The organism is Pseudomonas sp. AKS31 (assembly GCF_023634765.1).
GTDB lineage: Bacteria > Pseudomonadota > Gammaproteobacteria > Pseudomonadales > Pseudomonadaceae > Aquipseudomonas.
Map to the genome: position 1 here is coordinate 77828 of NZ_JAMLFX010000004.1, position 15932 is coordinate 93759.

Below are 15932 nucleotides of genomic sequence, written 5' to 3' on the forward strand. Positions count from 1 at the left end.
CCCGCATTCGTTGCGGGTTTTTTATGTGGGCAACGGCCAGTTCCGTGAAGCCCCTTAAACAATGTGTATCAAAGGGTTAGAACGGTCGCTTTTAGCGGCGTTGTCGCACAGCCTGTCCGGCGCGGCTGTGATTTACTGCCGCCAGCAAAACGGACAGGAGTTTGCTTGCTCATGGAATTGAGAATTGATCGACAGGCAATGGTGCCGGTCGTGCAGCAGATTGTTGACGGACTGACCGAGTGGATCCTGCAAAGTGGCGTACCGCCGGCCACCCGTTTGCCTTCCGTGCGGCAGATCGCCCGGGGCAATCTGCTCAGCCAGTCGTGTGTAGTCGAGGCGTGTGAACGGCTGGTGTCGCAGGGCGTTCTGAGGTCATGCCAGGGCGCCGGGTTCATTGTCGCCGCCTCGCCGTCGACACTCGGCGCAGAAGATGAACTGGCGCCATTCGAGGGCCGGTTTGCCTGGTGCGATGCCGTGTGCGAAGCCGCCGGTGGCTTGAAGCTTGGCGCGGGTGGTCTGCCGCAAAGCTGGCGCGAGCCCGACGACCTCAGCTATGCGCTGCGCGAGGTGGCGCGCACTGACATGGCCAGCTTGTTCAACTACAGCACGCCCTTGGGGCTTCCGGCGTTGCGCGAGCAGATCGCCAAACGTCTGAGGCTGGTCGGTATCGAAGCCCGCAGTGCGCAATTGCTCAGTACTTGCGGCGCCAGCCACGCGCTGGATCTGATCGTGCGCACGTTGTTCAAGGCCGGAGACTGCGTGGTGGTCGAAACGCCCGGGTACGCGCCGCTGTTCGATCTCCTGCGGATGCACGGCGTGCGCATGCTCGAGGTGCGTCGCACCCCGAACGGTCCGGATATCGACGCGCTGGAAGCTTTGCTGCAACAGTTTCGCCCCGGCGCACTGTTCATCAACAGCCATCATCACAACCCCACCGGCAGTTGCCTCTCGCCGAGTGTGGCGCAACGTCTCCTGCAACTTAGCAAGATGTACGATCTGCGCGTGATCGAAGACGATGTCTACGCAGACTTGCACACTGGTAACGGCACGCGCCTGGCGGCTCTGGATGATGAGGGGCGAGTCATCTACGTGGGCAGTTTTTCCAAGACGCTGAGCAGCTCGTTGCGGGTCGGCTTCGTCTTCGCCGACAGCGACATTGTCCGACGGCTGGCGCAGGTCAAGATGATCAGCGGTCTGGGGGCGTCGCGGTTTACCGAAGCGGTGCTGGCCAGCCTGATGGTCAGCGGCGCTTATCGCAAACTGGTGCAGCGCCAGCGTCAACGCTTGAATGCCGATCGCGCAGCCGCATTGCAGGCGTTGGAGGACGCCGACTGGGAGGTTTTCGGCAAGCCTGCGGGTGGCTTGTTCATCTGGGCGCGCTCGCGCATGGCCGATCAGGTTCGGGTGCGTCGGCAGGCTCAACGCTGCGGCGTATTGCTCTCAGCGCCTGACGCATTCAGCCCCAGTGGCGAGTCGGGCGACTGGCTGCGCATCAATGTCGCCTATGCTTGTGATCCACGTGCCAGGCAGTTTTTCCGTCACACCGGTTCGGATCGACCTCAAGCGTTCTGAAAACGACGCGGGCGTAGCTTTTTGCCATTATTCCGACGCCAGAGACTTGTGCCGGTGAATGGCCGTTGCGACTCTTCGCTCTACTGACAATGGCAGGGGACTACGCGCAATGATTTCGGCCATGCAAAGACGTTTTGCCAACCTCGGTATGGCGAAAAAACTAGGTATCGGTTTTTTGCTGGTTTTGCTCCTGACCGCCTTGGTGGCGGCCATTGGCGTCTGGTCGCTGCAAACCATCAGTCAGCGTTTCGACGGGCTGAAGCAGATGTCCTCGCTCAACAGCGGCTTGCTCAAGGTGCGCCTGCTCGAACAGGAATATGCCCTGCATGGCAGTCCGAAGACCGCCGATGCCCTGCGCAAGGGCGTCGATGAACTGGTTGCTCTGGCTGATCAGCTCAAGGCGCAGTCGGTGGCCAATGTACCGGTCATGAATGATGTGCAGCAGTCACTCGGTGCTTATCGCAAGGCATTCGATGAGTTTGTGTCGCTGACTCAGGCCAAGGACCTCGCGCTGGAAATGGCCAGTTGGTCGGTGTCCAGTGTGGCCAACAACCTTGATGTGTTGCAGGCCGGGCTTGCCGACGACGGCGCCTATACCTTGAAAGACACCGAGGGCAAGGACGGCGCGCAGTTCATCGAGCAGGCCAGTCAGGTCAGCCAGGTGTCGCGGTTGATGCTGCAAGCGATGAATGAAGCACGGATTCGTCTGGATCAAAGTCGCAAGGGTGATGCCGACAGTGCCGGCAAGGGCAATATCGAACAGGCCGCGCAGGCTCAGGCACAGGCCGAAGAACTGAAAACCACGGTCAAGGACGAGGGCTACCTGACCGTGCTCAACGAAGTCTCCGGGCATATCGCCGGCTTCAACGACAAGCTGGCCGAGTACATCGGATTGCTTGCGCAGGAAAAAACCGTCTACGAACAATTGCACCAGCGCGCCAACGAAGTGGTCGAGCGGGTGAATCAGGCGTATGTCGCTGAAGACGGCGCGATGCAGGCAGAACTGAAGAAAAACTCGCTGCTGATCATTGGCTCATCGGCGCTGGCATTGTTGGTCGGATTGCTCGCTGCGTGGCTGATCACTCGACTTATCGTCGCGCCGCTGCGCAGTGTGATTCAGGTCGCCCAGCAGATTGCCGCCGGCGACTTGAGTGCGACTGTGGAGGTGACCCGTCGTGACGAGATCGGCCAGTTGATGCTGGCGATGCAGCAGATGGGCGCGGGCCTGAGCACGATTGTCAGCGGGTTGCAGGCCGGGATCGAACAACTGGCCAGCTCGGCGCAATCGTTGTCGGCGGTCACCGAGCAGACCAACCTTGAGGTCAGCAGCCAGAAGGAAGAAACCGAGCAGGTCGCCACGGCAATGAACCAGATGACCGCCACTGTGCATGACGTTGCACGCAACGCCGAGGAGGCGGCGTTGGCCGCGCAAACGGCGGATGACAAGGTCGAGAGTGGACAGCAGGTGGTGCGTCAGAGCATGGCACGGATCGAGCAATTGGCCGATTCGGCGACGTCGGCCAGTTCCAGCATCGAAAGTCTCAGTGCGGAAATCCAGAATATCGGCACGGTGTTGGGGGTAATCAAGAGCGTCGCCGAGCAGACCAATCTATTGGCGTTGAACGCCGCGATCGAGGCGGCGCGGGCCGGTGAGCAGGGCAGGGGCTTTGCGGTGGTGGCCGATGAGGTGCGCGCGCTGGCGCGGCGCACGCAGCAATCGACCGAGGAAATTGAACGGCTGGTGAGTGCGTTGCGTTCGGCGGCGAATTCGTCGGTGCAGCAGATTCAGAGCAGCGGCGAGTTGGTAAAGCTGGCGGTCAGTGATGCCTTGCAGACCGAGAGTGCGCTGGGGAGTATTGCGGCGGCGGTGTCGTTGATTCAGCAGATGAATCAGCAGATTGCGGCGGCGGCCGAGGAGCAGAGTTCGGTGGCGGAGGAGATCAATCGCAGTGTGACGAGTATTCGTGCGAGTGCGGATCAGTCGTCGATCGCGATGCGCGGGAATGCGGCTTCGAGTGTTGAGCTGGCGCAGTTGGGGAGTGAGTTGCGCGGAATGGTTGGGCATTTTCGGCTTTGACGCTTTGGGCTTGGCGGCCTTTGGGCCGGCCATGCTCTTGGGGTTTTGGGTGTATATCCTTTGCTTTGGGTGCTGCCGCTGGCGGTTCCGCCCTTACGGCGGGTCACTTTTGGCAAACGCGGTGCGTGTCAACGTACCTGTCGCTTCACGGCTGTTTTAGGAGTCTATTACGCTCTTGCGTCAGGGCGCTCTGGATTCAGGTAAACAGCGTTTGCGAGTTTCCAATTACGTACTTCGCTGCACCTCCTCTCGATGTGTTCGACTTCGTCGAACGGTCGCTGCGCTCCCACCCCCGGATCAACCCCTCCACTCAGCCTGCCGACGGGCTTTCAGATCAAGATCAAGAGCTGCAGCCGAGCTAACGCTCATCCTGTTGAGTGGTGAGAAGCGAAGCGGGGCGAGGTGGTTGTGGTTGTGGTTGTGGTTGTGGTTGTGGTTTTTGCTTTTGTTTTTGCTTTTCTGTGGGAGCGAGCTTGCTCGCGAAGGCGGCCTGACAGCCGACCAATCCTCTCTCGGATGTACTCAGTCCCATTTTTCGCGATACCGGTCTTGCATCCACCGGGTTTCCAGTTCCCTCCCGCGAGCCACAAAAAAGCCACCTCTCGGTGGCTTCTCTTTCAATCTCTGCAATCAGTCGTAAATCACTTTCTTCTTCCAGTCCGCATCGGCCTCTACATCTTTGAGGCCGGCGGTCAGTTGGTTCTCTTCACCTTCAACCGGTGCGATCTTGTCCATGACCTGGGCGTTGGCGCGGGCCAGCAGTTTTTCCAGGTATTGCAGTTGTTCGGCGTACATCTGCGGGTCCTGCTGTTTGCGCAGGTATTGCACGCCGCGTTCGAAGGCGAGGCGCGCCTGGCCGGGCTGGTTTTGTTGCAGGGACTGTTGGCCGAGGTTGTTGAAGAATTCGATGTGCAGCAGTACCAGAATGTGGCGGACTTCGCGGATCCAGTGTTTGGCTTCGTTCGGCGGCAGGAAGCCGTCGTGGGCGGCGCGGGTGATCTGGCCGTGGAGGGCTTCGAGCAGGAAGCGCACGTCTTTGGCCTTGGCTTCGGTCAGGATCGGAGCCGGTGGGTTGTTGACCGGGATCGATTCGCCTTGGGCGACCAGGGCGCTCAGTTCGGTGATGCGTGCCTTGGTAGTGGCGCTGGTTTTTTCCAGGTTCAGCAGGCGCTGGCAGACGTTCAATTCCAGACGGGTCAGCAGCAGCTTGAGTGCCGGGGTCATGAACTGGCCGGGGAAAGTTTCGGTCAGTTCGCCACAGCGACGCAGGCGGTCGTTGAGTTCGACCTTGGTGCGGGCCTTCTCCAGTTTGTTGTTTTCCACCACATGGTTCATGTAGCCAATGGCGATCAGAATTGCGATCCCGGCTACGACTAGCAGGGTGATCATGAGTGGTGTCACCGGTAAGACCTCTTTATAGGGTTCGCATGCGAGTGTAGTGGCTGGGCATTTAGCCGCCTAGCGCCGCTCGACGAGTTGGATCGGCAGGTTCAATCTGTATCGGCCGCACGCTGCTTATATGAATGCTGGCGCTGCATGTGCAGATTGCCATCACTGTGGGTGGACTATAGCGTCTTGGCGAGTGGCGGAATATAGGCGTCAATCGTCGGGCGACGGAAAAGCCCGGTTGCCGCCGTAAAGCAGGTCGAAGTCATTGATTTAAATAAATTTATATCAAGGGGTTGACGACCCCTCAATCCATCCATAGAATGCGCGCCACTTGCAGCGTAAAGCACACAGCGAAGCGCGGCAGGGAGTGAATGTTGTAGTGTGTCCCCTTCGTCTAGTGGCCTAGGACACCGCCCTTTCACGGCGGTAACAGGGGTTCGAGTCCCCTAGGGGACGCCAATTGCGGGAATAGCTCAGTTGGTAGAGCACGACCTTGCCAAGGTCGGGGTCGCGAGTTCGAGTCTCGTTTCCCGCTCCAATTTTAAACAGCAGTGCTTTCGGGCGGTGCTGAGTGAAACCAGAACCAATTCTTCGGATTCGGATCTGGACACCGAAACACACACCATGTGTTCCGGGTAGCGTGTCCCCTTCGTCTAGTGGCCTAGGACACCGCCCTTTCACGGCGGTAACAGGGGTTCGAGTCCCCTAGGGGACGCCATTTGCGGGAATAGCTCAGTTGGTAGAGCACGACCTTGCCAAGGTCGGGGTCGCGAGTTCGAGTCTCGTTTCCCGCTCCAAATTCTAAAAACGCCGCTCAGTGAGCGGCGTTTTTATTGAGTGAAAGTTGTAGCCTGTGTCCCCTTCGTCTAGTGGCCTAGGACACCGCCCTTTCACGGCGGTAACAGGGGTTCGAGTCCCCTAGGGGACGCCATTTGCGGGAATAGCTCAGTTGGTAGAGCACGACCTTGCCAAGGTCGGGGTCGCGAGTTCGAGTCTCGTTTCCCGCTCCAATTTCACAAAAACGCCGCTCAATAGAGCGGCGTTTTTGTATGTGCGTGATTTGTGGTTGTTTCATCAGTAATAAAGAAAAAGGCCCGTCGAAGCGATTCGGCGGGCCTTTTGTGTTTTGTGTCTGCTTACCAGGACAGCATCAGTCGGCCAGCAAACAGAATCAGCACAACGCCCATGGTGCGCTCAAACCAATGGCCCATGCGCATGAACAGCAAGCGAACCCGACTGCTCGAGAAAAACAGCGCGACCACAACAAACCACAGCGCATTCACAAAGCACATCCATAGCCCGTAAAAGGCCTGGATCTGCAGGGGCGTGCTGGCGCTGATGATCGTGGTGAAAATCGCCAGGAAAAACAGCGTGGCCTTGGGGTTGGTCGCATTGGTCAGAAAACCGGTGCTGAACGCTTTGAACAGAGTTTGTTCGGCCACAGGCTCGTCCGCAGCTTTCTCACCTTCAACGGCCGATTTGGGTTTGCTGCGCAGCAGGCTGACACCCAGATAGAGGATGTAGGCACCGCCAATCACTTTGGCAACGGTCAGCAACCACGGCGTGGTGTGCATCAGCGCGCCCACACCAAGCAGCGTGTACAGCACGTGCACGGAAATCCCCGCGCCGATACCCAGGGCCGTGCAGATTCCTACCAACCGGCCGAACCGTACGCTTTGGCGAATAGTGACCGCAAAGTCCGGGCCGGGAGCAACCACGGCCAGAAAGTGAATGGTAGCCAGCGCCAGAAACTCGCCCAGATAATTCGAATACATCTCAGCTCCAGTAGGTCAGGGGTGAAGCATTGCCGCGATAGCCGACAAAAAAGGAAAGGCTCAAGCGCGGATCGGCCACGCCCGGGGTCACCGAGTGCATGCGTCGCGAATTGAACATGATGAAATCGCCGGGTTGCGGTCGGACTTCCAGCGCGGGTGGGCCGAGCAGCGCCGGTTCGATGCCGTAACTGTCACCGCGCATCTCGTCGAATTGATCCGGGGTGATGTCGTCGTCCCACATCTGCAATGCACCGCCCTCGGTCGGCATGTTCAGATAGACGTTGCAGGCGAACTGCGCTTCCAGGCTGCGGGCCTGGAAACTGTCCGGGGCGTCCTTGGCGAAGATGTCGTGATGGGCGAGGAAGCACACGCCTGGCTTTACCACTCGCGAAAGACCGACATACATTTTTCGACCGTAGAGATTTTCCAGATGTGCGCCGGCCGGCCAGGATTCGTCGAGCATGCAGCGCAAGGTGTCGATCGGTGAGGAGTAAGGCGCGCAGCGATTGCGCAGTTCCGCAATATTGCTGGTGGCGCGTTCGAAGTAGTCTTCGATCAGCAGCGGCTGGTTTTCCGCCTCATAAAAAGCCATGCCGATGCGGCCGATACTCGGCGCGTTGATGTAACCTTCGAAGCCCGGAGCGAGAATCTTGTCGCCAATCTGAATGGCCAGCGGCTCAGGCAAAAAGCCTTTGAGGCGGATGGCGAGGACTTCTTCGTTGGCCAGTTTTTTTATGCACGTCTCATCGAGACGCTCGACGTCTAGCATCATTTTTTTAGGTCCATCTATCGATAGTCAACGGAACCTGCGAATGCGGTTCCCCAGCGTTGGACGCTGCGTGAGGCAGCGTCCGAAATGCTCAATCCACGTTGTAGTGGACGGATAGCGTGCCTTTCTTCTGCGAAAGGGCGGAGATCGTGACTGTGCCCAGTTCCTTCAGGCTACGTACATGGGTGCCGCCGCAGCCATAGGCGGGCAGGTCACCAAAACCGATTTCTCGCGCACCTTCGCGGAGCGAGGTAAGGCGGGGCAGGTCGTGCTCGATCCACTGCTCGATGCCGTGTTGAACAGCCTCGGCGTCGACTTCCTGCGCGGTATCGCCGGGCTTGAATTGCACGCGACCTTCATCTGGCCAGTGATGTGCCTTGATCGGCATCCAACCCATGGCCTGAACGAAATGCCCGATCAGGTGGCCGGCTGAATGCATGCGCGTGTTGAAGCGACGGCGCTGTTCGTCGATGCGGATGCAGGTCATGCCCAGCTCCACCGGCCGGTCAACAAAATGAATGATCCGCTCCGGATCCTGCACCACACGCAATACCTGGCTTTCGCCGATCCAGCCGGTATCACACGGCTGTCCGCCGCCTTGCGGATGAAACAGTGTGGCGCGCAAGACCACGGCGAATTCGTTCTCTTGGGGCGTGCAGTCGAGGACTTCCACATTGGCCTTGAGGTCATCACTATGGAAAAAGAGGCGAAGCGTCATATTCCATGCCCTTATTAAAGTTTCTTTTTTTATTATATGAATCGTGCAATAACGTGATAATCCGTTCAAACATCAAAGGACTTGTGCGCTGTGAGCATCAATCTGCCGCTACCGCTGCTCGGTGAAATGGCGATTTTCGTCAAGGTCGTGGAGACCGGCAGCTTCTCTGAAGCGGCTCGGCAACTGGGTTCATCGCCATCGGCGGTGAGTCGCAGTATTTCTCGGCTGGAGAAGGCCCTGGCCACGCGACTGCTGCAGCGCACTACCCGCAAGCTGCGCTTGAGTGACGGCGGCGAAGAGGTGTTCAAACGCTGTCAGGAGATGGTCAGCGCGGCCAAGTCGGTGATGGAAATCAGCGGTCAGTTCACCCATGAAGCGGAAGGACTGGTGCGCGTCAGCGTGCCGAAAGCGGTAGGGCGCTTCGTGATTCATCCGCACATGCCCGAATTTCTAAGGCGTTACCCCAAGGTTGATGTCGAGTTGTTGCTGGAAGACCGTCAGGTCGATCTGATCGACGACCATGTCGACCTGGCCATTCGCATCACCGATCGACCACCGGCCGGGCTGGTCGGCCGGCAGTTGCTGACCATCGACCACTTGCTCTGTGCCACGCCGCAGTACTTGGCCGAGCACGGTGTACCGACTCACCCGCATGATCTGCTCAATCACAGTTGTATTTATCTGGGGGAAACCCCGAGCGATGCGCGCTGGAAATTCAAGAAGGGCAGTAAGGCGGTAACAGTGGGTGTCCGCGGTCGTTATGCCGCCAATCACACCGGCGTGCGGCTGGGCGCGGTGTTGCAGCACATCGGCATCGGCAGCCTGCCGTATTTCACCGCCCGTTACGCGCTTGAGCAAAAGTTGGTGGTGCAGGTGTTGCCGGACTGGACGTTCCTCGCTTCCTATCATGGCGGACTGTGGTTGCTGCACTCGCCGACACGCTATCTGCCACCCAAGTTGCGGGTGTTTATCGACTATCTGGTGGAGTGTCTGGAAAAAGAGCCAACCTTGAGCAAGCCGGGCAAATCAGCGGGGGAGAGCAACGCCGCGATGGCGTATGAATTGCCCGAAAGCGAAGGGTTGTTGTAGCGCAAAGCAAAAGATCGCAGCCTTCGGCAGCTCCTACAGGGGATTGCGTGAGTCCACTGTAGGAGCTGCCGAAGGCTGCGATCTTTTGATCTTCAACCCACTGTTAAATCAGTGCTTGCTGTCCTGAGCGGACATCGCCAGCAGCTGTTTTTCCTGATTCCAGTCGAACGGTTCATCGTTCTGTTCAGCTTCGTAGCGACGTTCTTCCAGTGCCTGATACAGGTCGATTTCTTCATCGGACAGGTAGTGCAGACAGTCACCGGCGAAGAACCACAGCAGATCCCGAGGGATCAGGTGGGCGATTTGCGGATAACGGGTGATCACTTGAGTCAGGATGTCCTGGCCCAGGTACTGGCTTTCGATCGGATCGATCGGCAGCGATGCCAGCAGTTCGTCGAAGCGCTCCAGGAACAAGGCATGGCTTTCTTCGGGAACCTGTTCGGCCTCACCTACGGCGACCAGGATACTGCGCAGGTGGTCGAGCAAAACAAGATGATCGGCAACGACGTTGGACACGAGATAAGTCCTCAAGAGCAAAACGGGCGCGGGAGTATAAAGCCCCCGCGCCCTCTTGGACATGGTTGTCAGGATCAGCGGACTTTGCCCTCTGCCAGTTTCAGTTCCTCTTTGTCAAAGTCGTCGACGTCGATCACCCGGCGTCGTGCGGCTTCGGCATCGCGCAGGCTCTGCGCTTCTCCCGGTTGCAACACCCCGGCCTCCAGCGCCGCATCAATGGCGTGTTCGCCCGCGACCGGTTTGACTTGACCGCTTTTCAGCGACGTGTGCAGTTTTTTGTGCAACGGCTGCGCGGCATTCAGCAGATCGCTGGCGTGTTGCAATGCGCCGACCGCATCGTCCGCCGATTGCGGGCGATAGCAACCGGCAAGCAACTCTTCCAGGGCTGGATCACCCTTGGCGCGACCAATGATGCCTGCCACTTCGGCACCGAGTTTGTCCGATGGACCTTTGTGACGACGACCGAACGGGAACACGATGGCTCGCAGCAGGCAGCCGAATACCTTGTTCGGGAAGTTGCGCAGCAATTCATCCAGCGCCCGTTCCGATTGGCCGAGGCTTTCTTCCATCGCCCAACGGAACAGCGGCTCCATGTGCGCCGGCGAGTCCAGATCGTGATAACGCTTGAGCGCGGCGGAGGCCAGGTACAGGTTGCTCAACACGTCACCCAGACGTGCCGACAGACGCTCGCGACGTTTCAGTTCGCCGCCCAGCAGCATCATGCTGAAGTCGGCAAGCATGGCAAACGCCGCGGCCTGGCGGTTGAGCGCGCGGAAGTAGCCTTGGCTGATCTTGTCGCCCGGCGCATGTTCGAAGTGGCCGAAACCGAGGTTCAACACCAGCGTGCTGGCCGCATTGCTCACGGCAAAACCGATGTGTTTGAGCAACAGACCATCGAACTCTTTCAGCGCCTGATCCTTGTCCTCACGCCCGGCGAGGGCCATTTCCTTCAGCACGAATGGATGGCAACGAATCGCACCCTGACCGAAGATCATCAGGTTGCGCGAGAGGATGTTCGCACCTTCCACGGTGATGAAGATCGGCGCGCCGTTCCAACTGCGCCCGAGGTAGTTGTTCGGGCCCATGATGATCGCCTTGCCACCGTGCACATCCATCGCGTGGCTGATGCATTCGCGTCCGCGTTCGGTGAGGTGATACTTGAGAATCGCCGAGAGCACCGATGGTTTCTCGCCCAGATCCACTGCGTTGGCGGTGAGCATCCGCGCCGCGTCCATCATCCACGCGTTGCCGCCGATGCGCGCCATGGCTTCCTGAATACCTTCGAAGGCCGACAGCGGTACGTTGAACTGTTCACGAATCTGCGCGTACTGACCGGTCACCAGGCTGGTGAACTTGGCCGCGCCAGTGCCGACTGCCGGCAGCGAGATCGAACGGCCGACCGACAGGCAGTTCATCAGCATCATCCAGCCCTTGCCGAGCATTTCCTGACCGCCGATGAGAAAGTCCAGTGGGATAAATACATCTTTGCCCGAGTTCGGGCCGTTCATGAATGCAGCGCCGAGTGGCAGGTGACGACGACCGATTTCCACGCCGGGGGTATCGGTCGGAATCAAAGCGAGGCTGATGCCAAGGTCTTCCTTGTCACCCAGCAGGTGCTCAGGGTCGTAGGCCTTGAAAGCCAGGCCGAGGAGAGTCGCGACCGGGCCGAGGGTGATGTAGCGTTTTTCCCAGTTCAGGCGCAGGCCGATGACTTCCTGACCTTCCCATTGGCCTTTGCAGATGATCCCGGTGTCGGGCATCGCACCGGCATCGGAACCGGCGAGCGGGCCGGTAAGGGCAAAGCACGGGATGTCATCGCCACGGGCCAGGCGCGGCAGGTAGTGATTGCGTTGTTCGTCGGTGCCGTAATGCAGCAGCAGTTCGGCCGGGCCGAGGGAGTTCGGCACCATCACGGTGGAGGCGAGGTCACCGCTACGGGTGGCGAGTTTCATCGCCACTTGCGAGTGGGCGTAAGCCGAGAAGCCCTTGCCGCCAAATTCTTTCGGGATGATCAGGGCGAAGAAACCGTGTTCCTTGATGTGCGCCCAGGCTTCGGGCGGCAGGTCCATCGACTGGCCGATCTGCCAGTCAGTGACCATCGCGCAAAGCTCCTCGGTCGGGCCGTCGATGAACGCCAGTTCTTCTTCGCTCAATTGCACCTTGGGATAGGCCAGCAGTTTGTCCCAGTCCGGGCGGCCGCTGAACAGCTCGCCATCCCACCAGACGGTACCAGCGTCGATCGCGTCGCGTTCGGTCTGAGACATGGGTGGCAGGGTTTTCTGGAACCAGTTGAACAGCGGCGCAGTGAAATGCTTGCGGCGCAGATCAGGCAGCAGCAGCGGTGCAGCGACCGCCGCCAGCAGCACCCAGAACACCAGCAATAACCAGCCCGGCGCGTGACTGAAAATACCCATCGCCAGCAGGTAGACAGCCACGATGCCCAACGCGGGCAGCGGGGCAGTACGCCGGTGGGCGAGATACGCCACGCCAACGATCAAAACCAGTATCCACAACAACAGCATAATCAGTCCTCCGTGAACCAAGGCAAATCGACCCTCCAGAGCTTAGACGGCATCTGTAAAACCGGGTGGTCAGACCAAGGTGATTGAAATCGTGGGAAACCCCGGATGGTTTTCGTAGGTTCGGTGGGCAACACGTGTGGGAAATCGTTCGCTGATCCCGCGTCTTTGCGTCCAAGTTTGGCCGAAACGTCGTTATCTCTGTGCTGACGCTGTCGCTAGACTCGGGGTTCACCCAGGAGATTGTCGTCATGCACGAGTATCTGAGCCCCGGCCGCTTCATCGATAGTGACCACCCGGCGGTGGTGGAGTTCGCCGAACAACATCGGGGTGCCAGCCGCGATCCGCTCAAGCAGGCGATCAGTCTTTATTACGCCGTGCGTGAAGCGGTGCGTTACAACCCCTACACCTTCAGCCGCGATCCACAGACCTTGCGTGGCAGCTATGCGTTGGCGACGGGGGAGAGTTATTGCGTGCCGAAAGCCACGCTGCTCGCCGGTTGTGCACGGCATTGCGGGATCGCGGCGCGGATTGGCCTGGCCGACGTGAAAAATCATCTGTCGACCCCGCGTCTGCTCGAATTATTGAAAAGCGACATGTTCGCCATGCACGGCTACACCGAGTTCTTTTTGAATGATCGCTGGGTCAAGGCCACGCCGGCGTTCAATCAGAAGCTTTGCGAATTGTTCAACGTCGCGCCGCTGGAGTTCGACGGGGTCAATGACAGCGTGTTCCATCCGTTCAATCGTGACGGCGCGCAGTTGATGGAGTATCTGGTCGACCACGGTCAATTCGCCGATGTGCCGGAAATGTTCTTCTTCGAGCATCTGCAAAAGTGCTATCCGCACCTGTTCACTGATCAGCAGCCGCAATTGTTGGGCGATATGCAGAGTGATTTGAGCCGTACCTGATCCGGCGTATGCTGCCTGCCCACTCATTTGAAAGGAGGCGGTCATGCTGAAGATCTGGGGACGGAAAAACTCATCGAATGTGAGGAAGCCATTGTGGGCGGCTGAAGAGCTTGGCCTGGTCTACGAGGCGATCGATGCCGGCGGCGCATTCGGCGTGGTCGACACACCTGAGTATCGGGCGATGAACCCGAACGGCCGGGTACCGGTGATCGAAGACGACGGTTTTGTGCTGTGGGAGTCCAACGCCATCGTTCGCTATCTGCTGGCCAGACATGCGCCCGGCAGCCACTGGTATCCGGCGGATCCGCAAGCGCGCGCCATCGCTGACAAATGGATGGACTGGACCACTTCAAGTTTTGCCGGTCCGTTCCGCACTGTGTTCTGGGGCGTATTGCGCACCCCGGCGGACAAGCAGGACTGGGCCGCGATCAATTCCGCGATCAAGGAATGCAATGAGCTGTTGAGCATGGCCGACCATGCCCTGGCCAGTCAGCCTTATCTCTCCGGACAAGAAATCGGCATGGGCGATATTCCGCTGGGCAGTTTCATTTATGCCTGGTTCGAGATGCCCATCGAACGCTCGCCACAAGCGCATCTGCAAGCCTGGTACGAGCGCTTGAAGCAGCGTCCGGCTTACCGGAAAGCGGTCATGACCGCGTTGACTTAATACTTACTATCGACACACTTGACTGTACTTGTGCGGCGGCGGCAAGCACCATTGCGCTCGGGTGCTGCGGTTGTTTCCCTCGCCGCCCGCCCTTATGTATCCCTTTCTTCCCTTCTTGGTGCGTAAATCCGATATGAGTTCCGCTCTGTCCATCCGGCAGCTAACCAAAACCTACGGCAACGGGTTCCAGGCCTTGAGTGGTATCGATCTGGACGTCGCCGAAGGTGACTTTTTCGCCTTGCTCGGCCCTAACGGTGCCGGCAAATCCACGACCATCGGCATTCTCTCGACCCTGGTGAACAAGACCAGCGGCACGGTGAATATCTTCGGCCATGACCTGGACAAAAACCCGGCAGCGCTCAAGCGCTCGATCGGCGTGGTGCCCCAGGAATTCAACTTCAACCAGTTCGAAAAGACTTTCGACATCGTCGTGACCCAGGCCGGTTACTACGGCATTCCGGCGAAGATCGCCAAGGAACGCGCCGAGCAGTACCTGACCCAGCTCGGCCTGTGGGACAAGCGCGATGTGCCGTCGCGTTCGTTGTCCGGCGGCATGAAGCGGCGCTTGATGATCGCCCGTGCGCTGGTGCACGAACCGCGTTTGCTGATCCTCGACGAACCGACTGCGGGCGTCGACATCGAGCTGCGCCGTTCGATGTGGACGTTCCTCACTGAACTGAACCAGAAAGGCATCACCATCATCCTCACCACGCACTACCTGGAAGAGGCTGAGCAGTTGTGCCGCAACATCGGCATCATTGACCACGGCACCATCGTCGAGAACACCAGCATGAAACAATTGCTGGGGCAGTTGCACGTGGAAACCTTCCTGCTGGACCTGAAAAACGACTTGAACGCCGCACCGCAATTGCTCGGCTACCCGGCCCGGTTGATCGACAGCCACACCCTGGAAGTCCAGGTCGACAAATCCATGGGCATCACGGCGTTGTTCACCCAGTTGGCGCAGCAGAACATTGAAGTGCTGAGCCTGCGTAACAAAACCAATCGCCTCGAGGAGCTGTTCGTGTCCCTGGTGGAGAAAAATCTGTCGAAGGTGGCGGTATGAGTTCCGAATTCCGTCCCAACCTCGTCGCCCTGCAGACCATCGTTTACCGTGAGGTCAAACGCTTCACGCGGATCTGGCCGCAGACGCTGCTGCCGCCGGCGATCACCATGGTTCTGTACTTTGTGATCTTCGGTAACCTGATCGGTCGGCAGATCGGCGACATGGGTGGCTTCACTTACATGGAGTACATCGTGCCGGGGCTGATCATGATGTCGGTGATCACCAACTCCTACGGCAACGTGGTTTCGAGTTTCTTCGGCAGCAAGTTCCAGCGCTCCATCGAAGAGTTGATGGTGTCGCCGGTGTCGCCGCACACGATTCTGATCGGCTTCACCATCGGCGGTGTGTTGCGTGGTCTGATGGTTGGCGTGATCGTGACGATTTTGTCGCTGTTCTTCACCCATTTGCAGGTGCATCACCTCGGCGTGACCATCCTCGTGGTGGTGCTGACGGCGACGATCTTCTCGCTGCTCGGCTTCATCAACGCGGTGTTTGCGCGCAACTTCGATGATATTTCGATCATCCCGACGTTTGTGCTGACGCCGCTGACGTACCTGGGCGGGGTGTTCTACTCGATTACGCTGCTGCCACCGTTCTGGCAAACCGTGTCGCTCGCCAACCCGGTGCTGCACATGGTCAACGCCTTCCGCTACGGCATTCTGGGCGTGTCGGATATCAAGATCGGCATTGCGATCACCTTCATGCTGGTGGCGACCGTTGTGCTGTATCTCGGTTGTGCGCGGTTGCTGGTGAGTGGGCGCGGGATGCGTACCTGATCCGGAACCGCGTCGATTTCTTCGCGAGCAGGCTCGCTCCCACATTGGATCTATGTTGTGCTGAAGATCTCCTGTGGGAGCGAGCCTG

General features: G+C 58.9%; 13 protein-coding genes and 6 tRNA genes. 13 read left to right on the forward strand and 6 right to left on the reverse strand.

Annotated features, from left to right (window positions below; all coding sequences use genetic code 11):
- Positions 1-171 precede the first annotated feature (171 nt).
- On the forward strand, positions 172-1572 hold the full coding sequence (locus tag M9827_RS14625; RefSeq protein WP_250605955.1) for an aminotransferase-like domain-containing protein: 1401 nt from the start codon (positions 172-174) through the stop codon (positions 1570-1572).
- 109 nt (positions 1573-1681) lie between these two features.
- Positions 1682-3649, forward strand: a complete 1968-nt coding sequence (locus tag M9827_RS14630) for a methyl-accepting chemotaxis protein (protein WP_250605956.1) — start codon at positions 1682-1684, stop codon at positions 3647-3649.
- Positions 3650-4279: 630 nt separating this feature from the next.
- On the opposite strand, the gene M9827_RS14635 is transcribed toward M9827_RS14630, so the two are convergent.
- Positions 4280-5038: a hypothetical protein gene (locus tag M9827_RS14635; RefSeq protein WP_176471267.1), complete on the reverse strand. Its 759-nt coding sequence runs from the start codon at positions 5036-5038 to the stop codon at positions 4280-4282.
- A gap of 383 nt (positions 5039-5421) precedes the next feature.
- Between M9827_RS14635 and M9827_RS14640 the strand changes: the two genes are divergently transcribed.
- The 6 genes from M9827_RS14640 to M9827_RS14665 all read left to right on the forward strand — a co-directional run bounded on the left by M9827_RS14640 (position 5422) and on the right by M9827_RS14665 (position 6048).
- Positions 5422-5497 (forward strand) — tRNA-Glu (locus tag M9827_RS14640).
- Between the two features lie 3 nt (positions 5498-5500).
- Positions 5501-5576: transfer RNA gene (locus M9827_RS14645), tRNA-Gly, on the forward strand.
- A 104-nt stretch (positions 5577-5680) separates the two neighbouring features.
- Positions 5681-5756: transfer RNA gene (locus M9827_RS14650), tRNA-Glu, on the forward strand.
- A gap of 3 nt (positions 5757-5759) precedes the next feature.
- Positions 5760-5835: transfer RNA gene (locus M9827_RS14655), tRNA-Gly, on the forward strand.
- A gap of 58 nt (positions 5836-5893) precedes the next feature.
- Positions 5894-5969: transfer RNA gene (locus tag M9827_RS14660), tRNA-Glu, on the forward strand.
- Positions 5970-5972: 3 nt separating this feature from the next.
- Positions 5973-6048, forward strand: a tRNA-Gly gene (locus tag M9827_RS14665).
- A gap of 126 nt (positions 6049-6174) precedes the next feature.
- Here the strand turns inward: M9827_RS14665 and M9827_RS14670 are convergent.
- From M9827_RS14670 to M9827_RS14680, 3 genes are all read right to left on the reverse strand, one after another.
- The gene (locus tag M9827_RS14670; protein WP_250605957.1) at positions 6175-6813 is read right to left on the reverse strand and encodes a LysE family translocator; all 639 of its coding nucleotides are present in this window, start codon (positions 6811-6813) and stop codon (positions 6175-6177) included.
- A 1-nt stretch (position 6814) separates the two neighbouring features.
- Positions 6815-7585 carry a 2OG-Fe(II) oxygenase gene (locus M9827_RS14675; RefSeq protein WP_095048633.1) on the reverse strand — a complete coding sequence of 257 codons (771 nt, stop codon included), beginning with the start codon at positions 7583-7585 and terminating at the stop codon, positions 6815-6817.
- A gap of 88 nt (positions 7586-7673) precedes the next feature.
- Positions 7674-8300: an alanyl-tRNA editing protein gene (locus tag M9827_RS14680; protein WP_250605958.1), complete on the reverse strand. Its 627-nt coding sequence runs from the start codon at positions 8298-8300 to the stop codon at positions 7674-7676.
- A gap of 90 nt (positions 8301-8390) precedes the next feature.
- On the opposite strand from M9827_RS14680, the gene M9827_RS14685 reads away from it, so the two are divergent.
- Complete coding sequence (locus M9827_RS14685; RefSeq protein WP_250605959.1) at positions 8391-9389, forward strand: LysR family transcriptional regulator; 999 nt, start codon at positions 8391-8393, stop codon at positions 9387-9389.
- A 108-nt stretch (positions 9390-9497) separates the two neighbouring features.
- Here M9827_RS14685 and M9827_RS14690 read toward each other — a convergent pair whose 3' ends face one another.
- Together M9827_RS14690 and M9827_RS14695 are read right to left on the reverse strand one after the other, a co-directional pair.
- The gene (locus M9827_RS14690; protein WP_007967565.1) at positions 9498-9905 is read right to left on the reverse strand and encodes a PA2817 family protein; all 408 of its coding nucleotides are present in this window, start codon (positions 9903-9905) and stop codon (positions 9498-9500) included.
- A 74-nt stretch (positions 9906-9979) separates the two neighbouring features.
- Positions 9980-12427 (reverse strand): acyl-CoA dehydrogenase, encoded by a 2448-nt coding sequence (locus M9827_RS14695; protein ID WP_250605960.1) that lies wholly within the window; start codon positions 12425-12427, stop codon positions 9980-9982.
- Between the two features lie 248 nt (positions 12428-12675).
- Here M9827_RS14695 and M9827_RS14700 point away from each other — a divergent pair, with 248 nt between their 5' ends.
- From M9827_RS14700 to M9827_RS14715, 4 genes are all read left to right on the forward strand, one after another.
- Complete coding sequence (locus M9827_RS14700; protein WP_250605961.1) at positions 12676-13335, forward strand: transglutaminase-like domain-containing protein; 660 nt, start codon at positions 12676-12678, stop codon at positions 13333-13335.
- A gap of 43 nt (positions 13336-13378) precedes the next feature.
- On the forward strand, positions 13379-14002 hold the full coding sequence (locus tag M9827_RS14705; RefSeq protein ID WP_250605962.1) for a glutathione S-transferase family protein: 624 nt from the start codon (positions 13379-13381) through the stop codon (positions 14000-14002).
- Positions 14003-14135: 133 nt separating this feature from the next.
- Entirely contained in the window at positions 14136-15068 is a 933-nt protein-coding gene (locus M9827_RS14710; RefSeq protein WP_250605963.1) for an ABC transporter ATP-binding protein, read from the forward strand.
- On the forward strand, positions 15065-15844 hold the full coding sequence (locus M9827_RS14715) for an ABC transporter permease (protein ID WP_008087860.1): 780 nt from the start codon (positions 15065-15067) through the stop codon (positions 15842-15844). Before M9827_RS14710 ends, M9827_RS14715 begins: the two co-directional genes overlap by 4 nt.
- Positions 15845-15932: the final 88 nt, after the last annotated feature.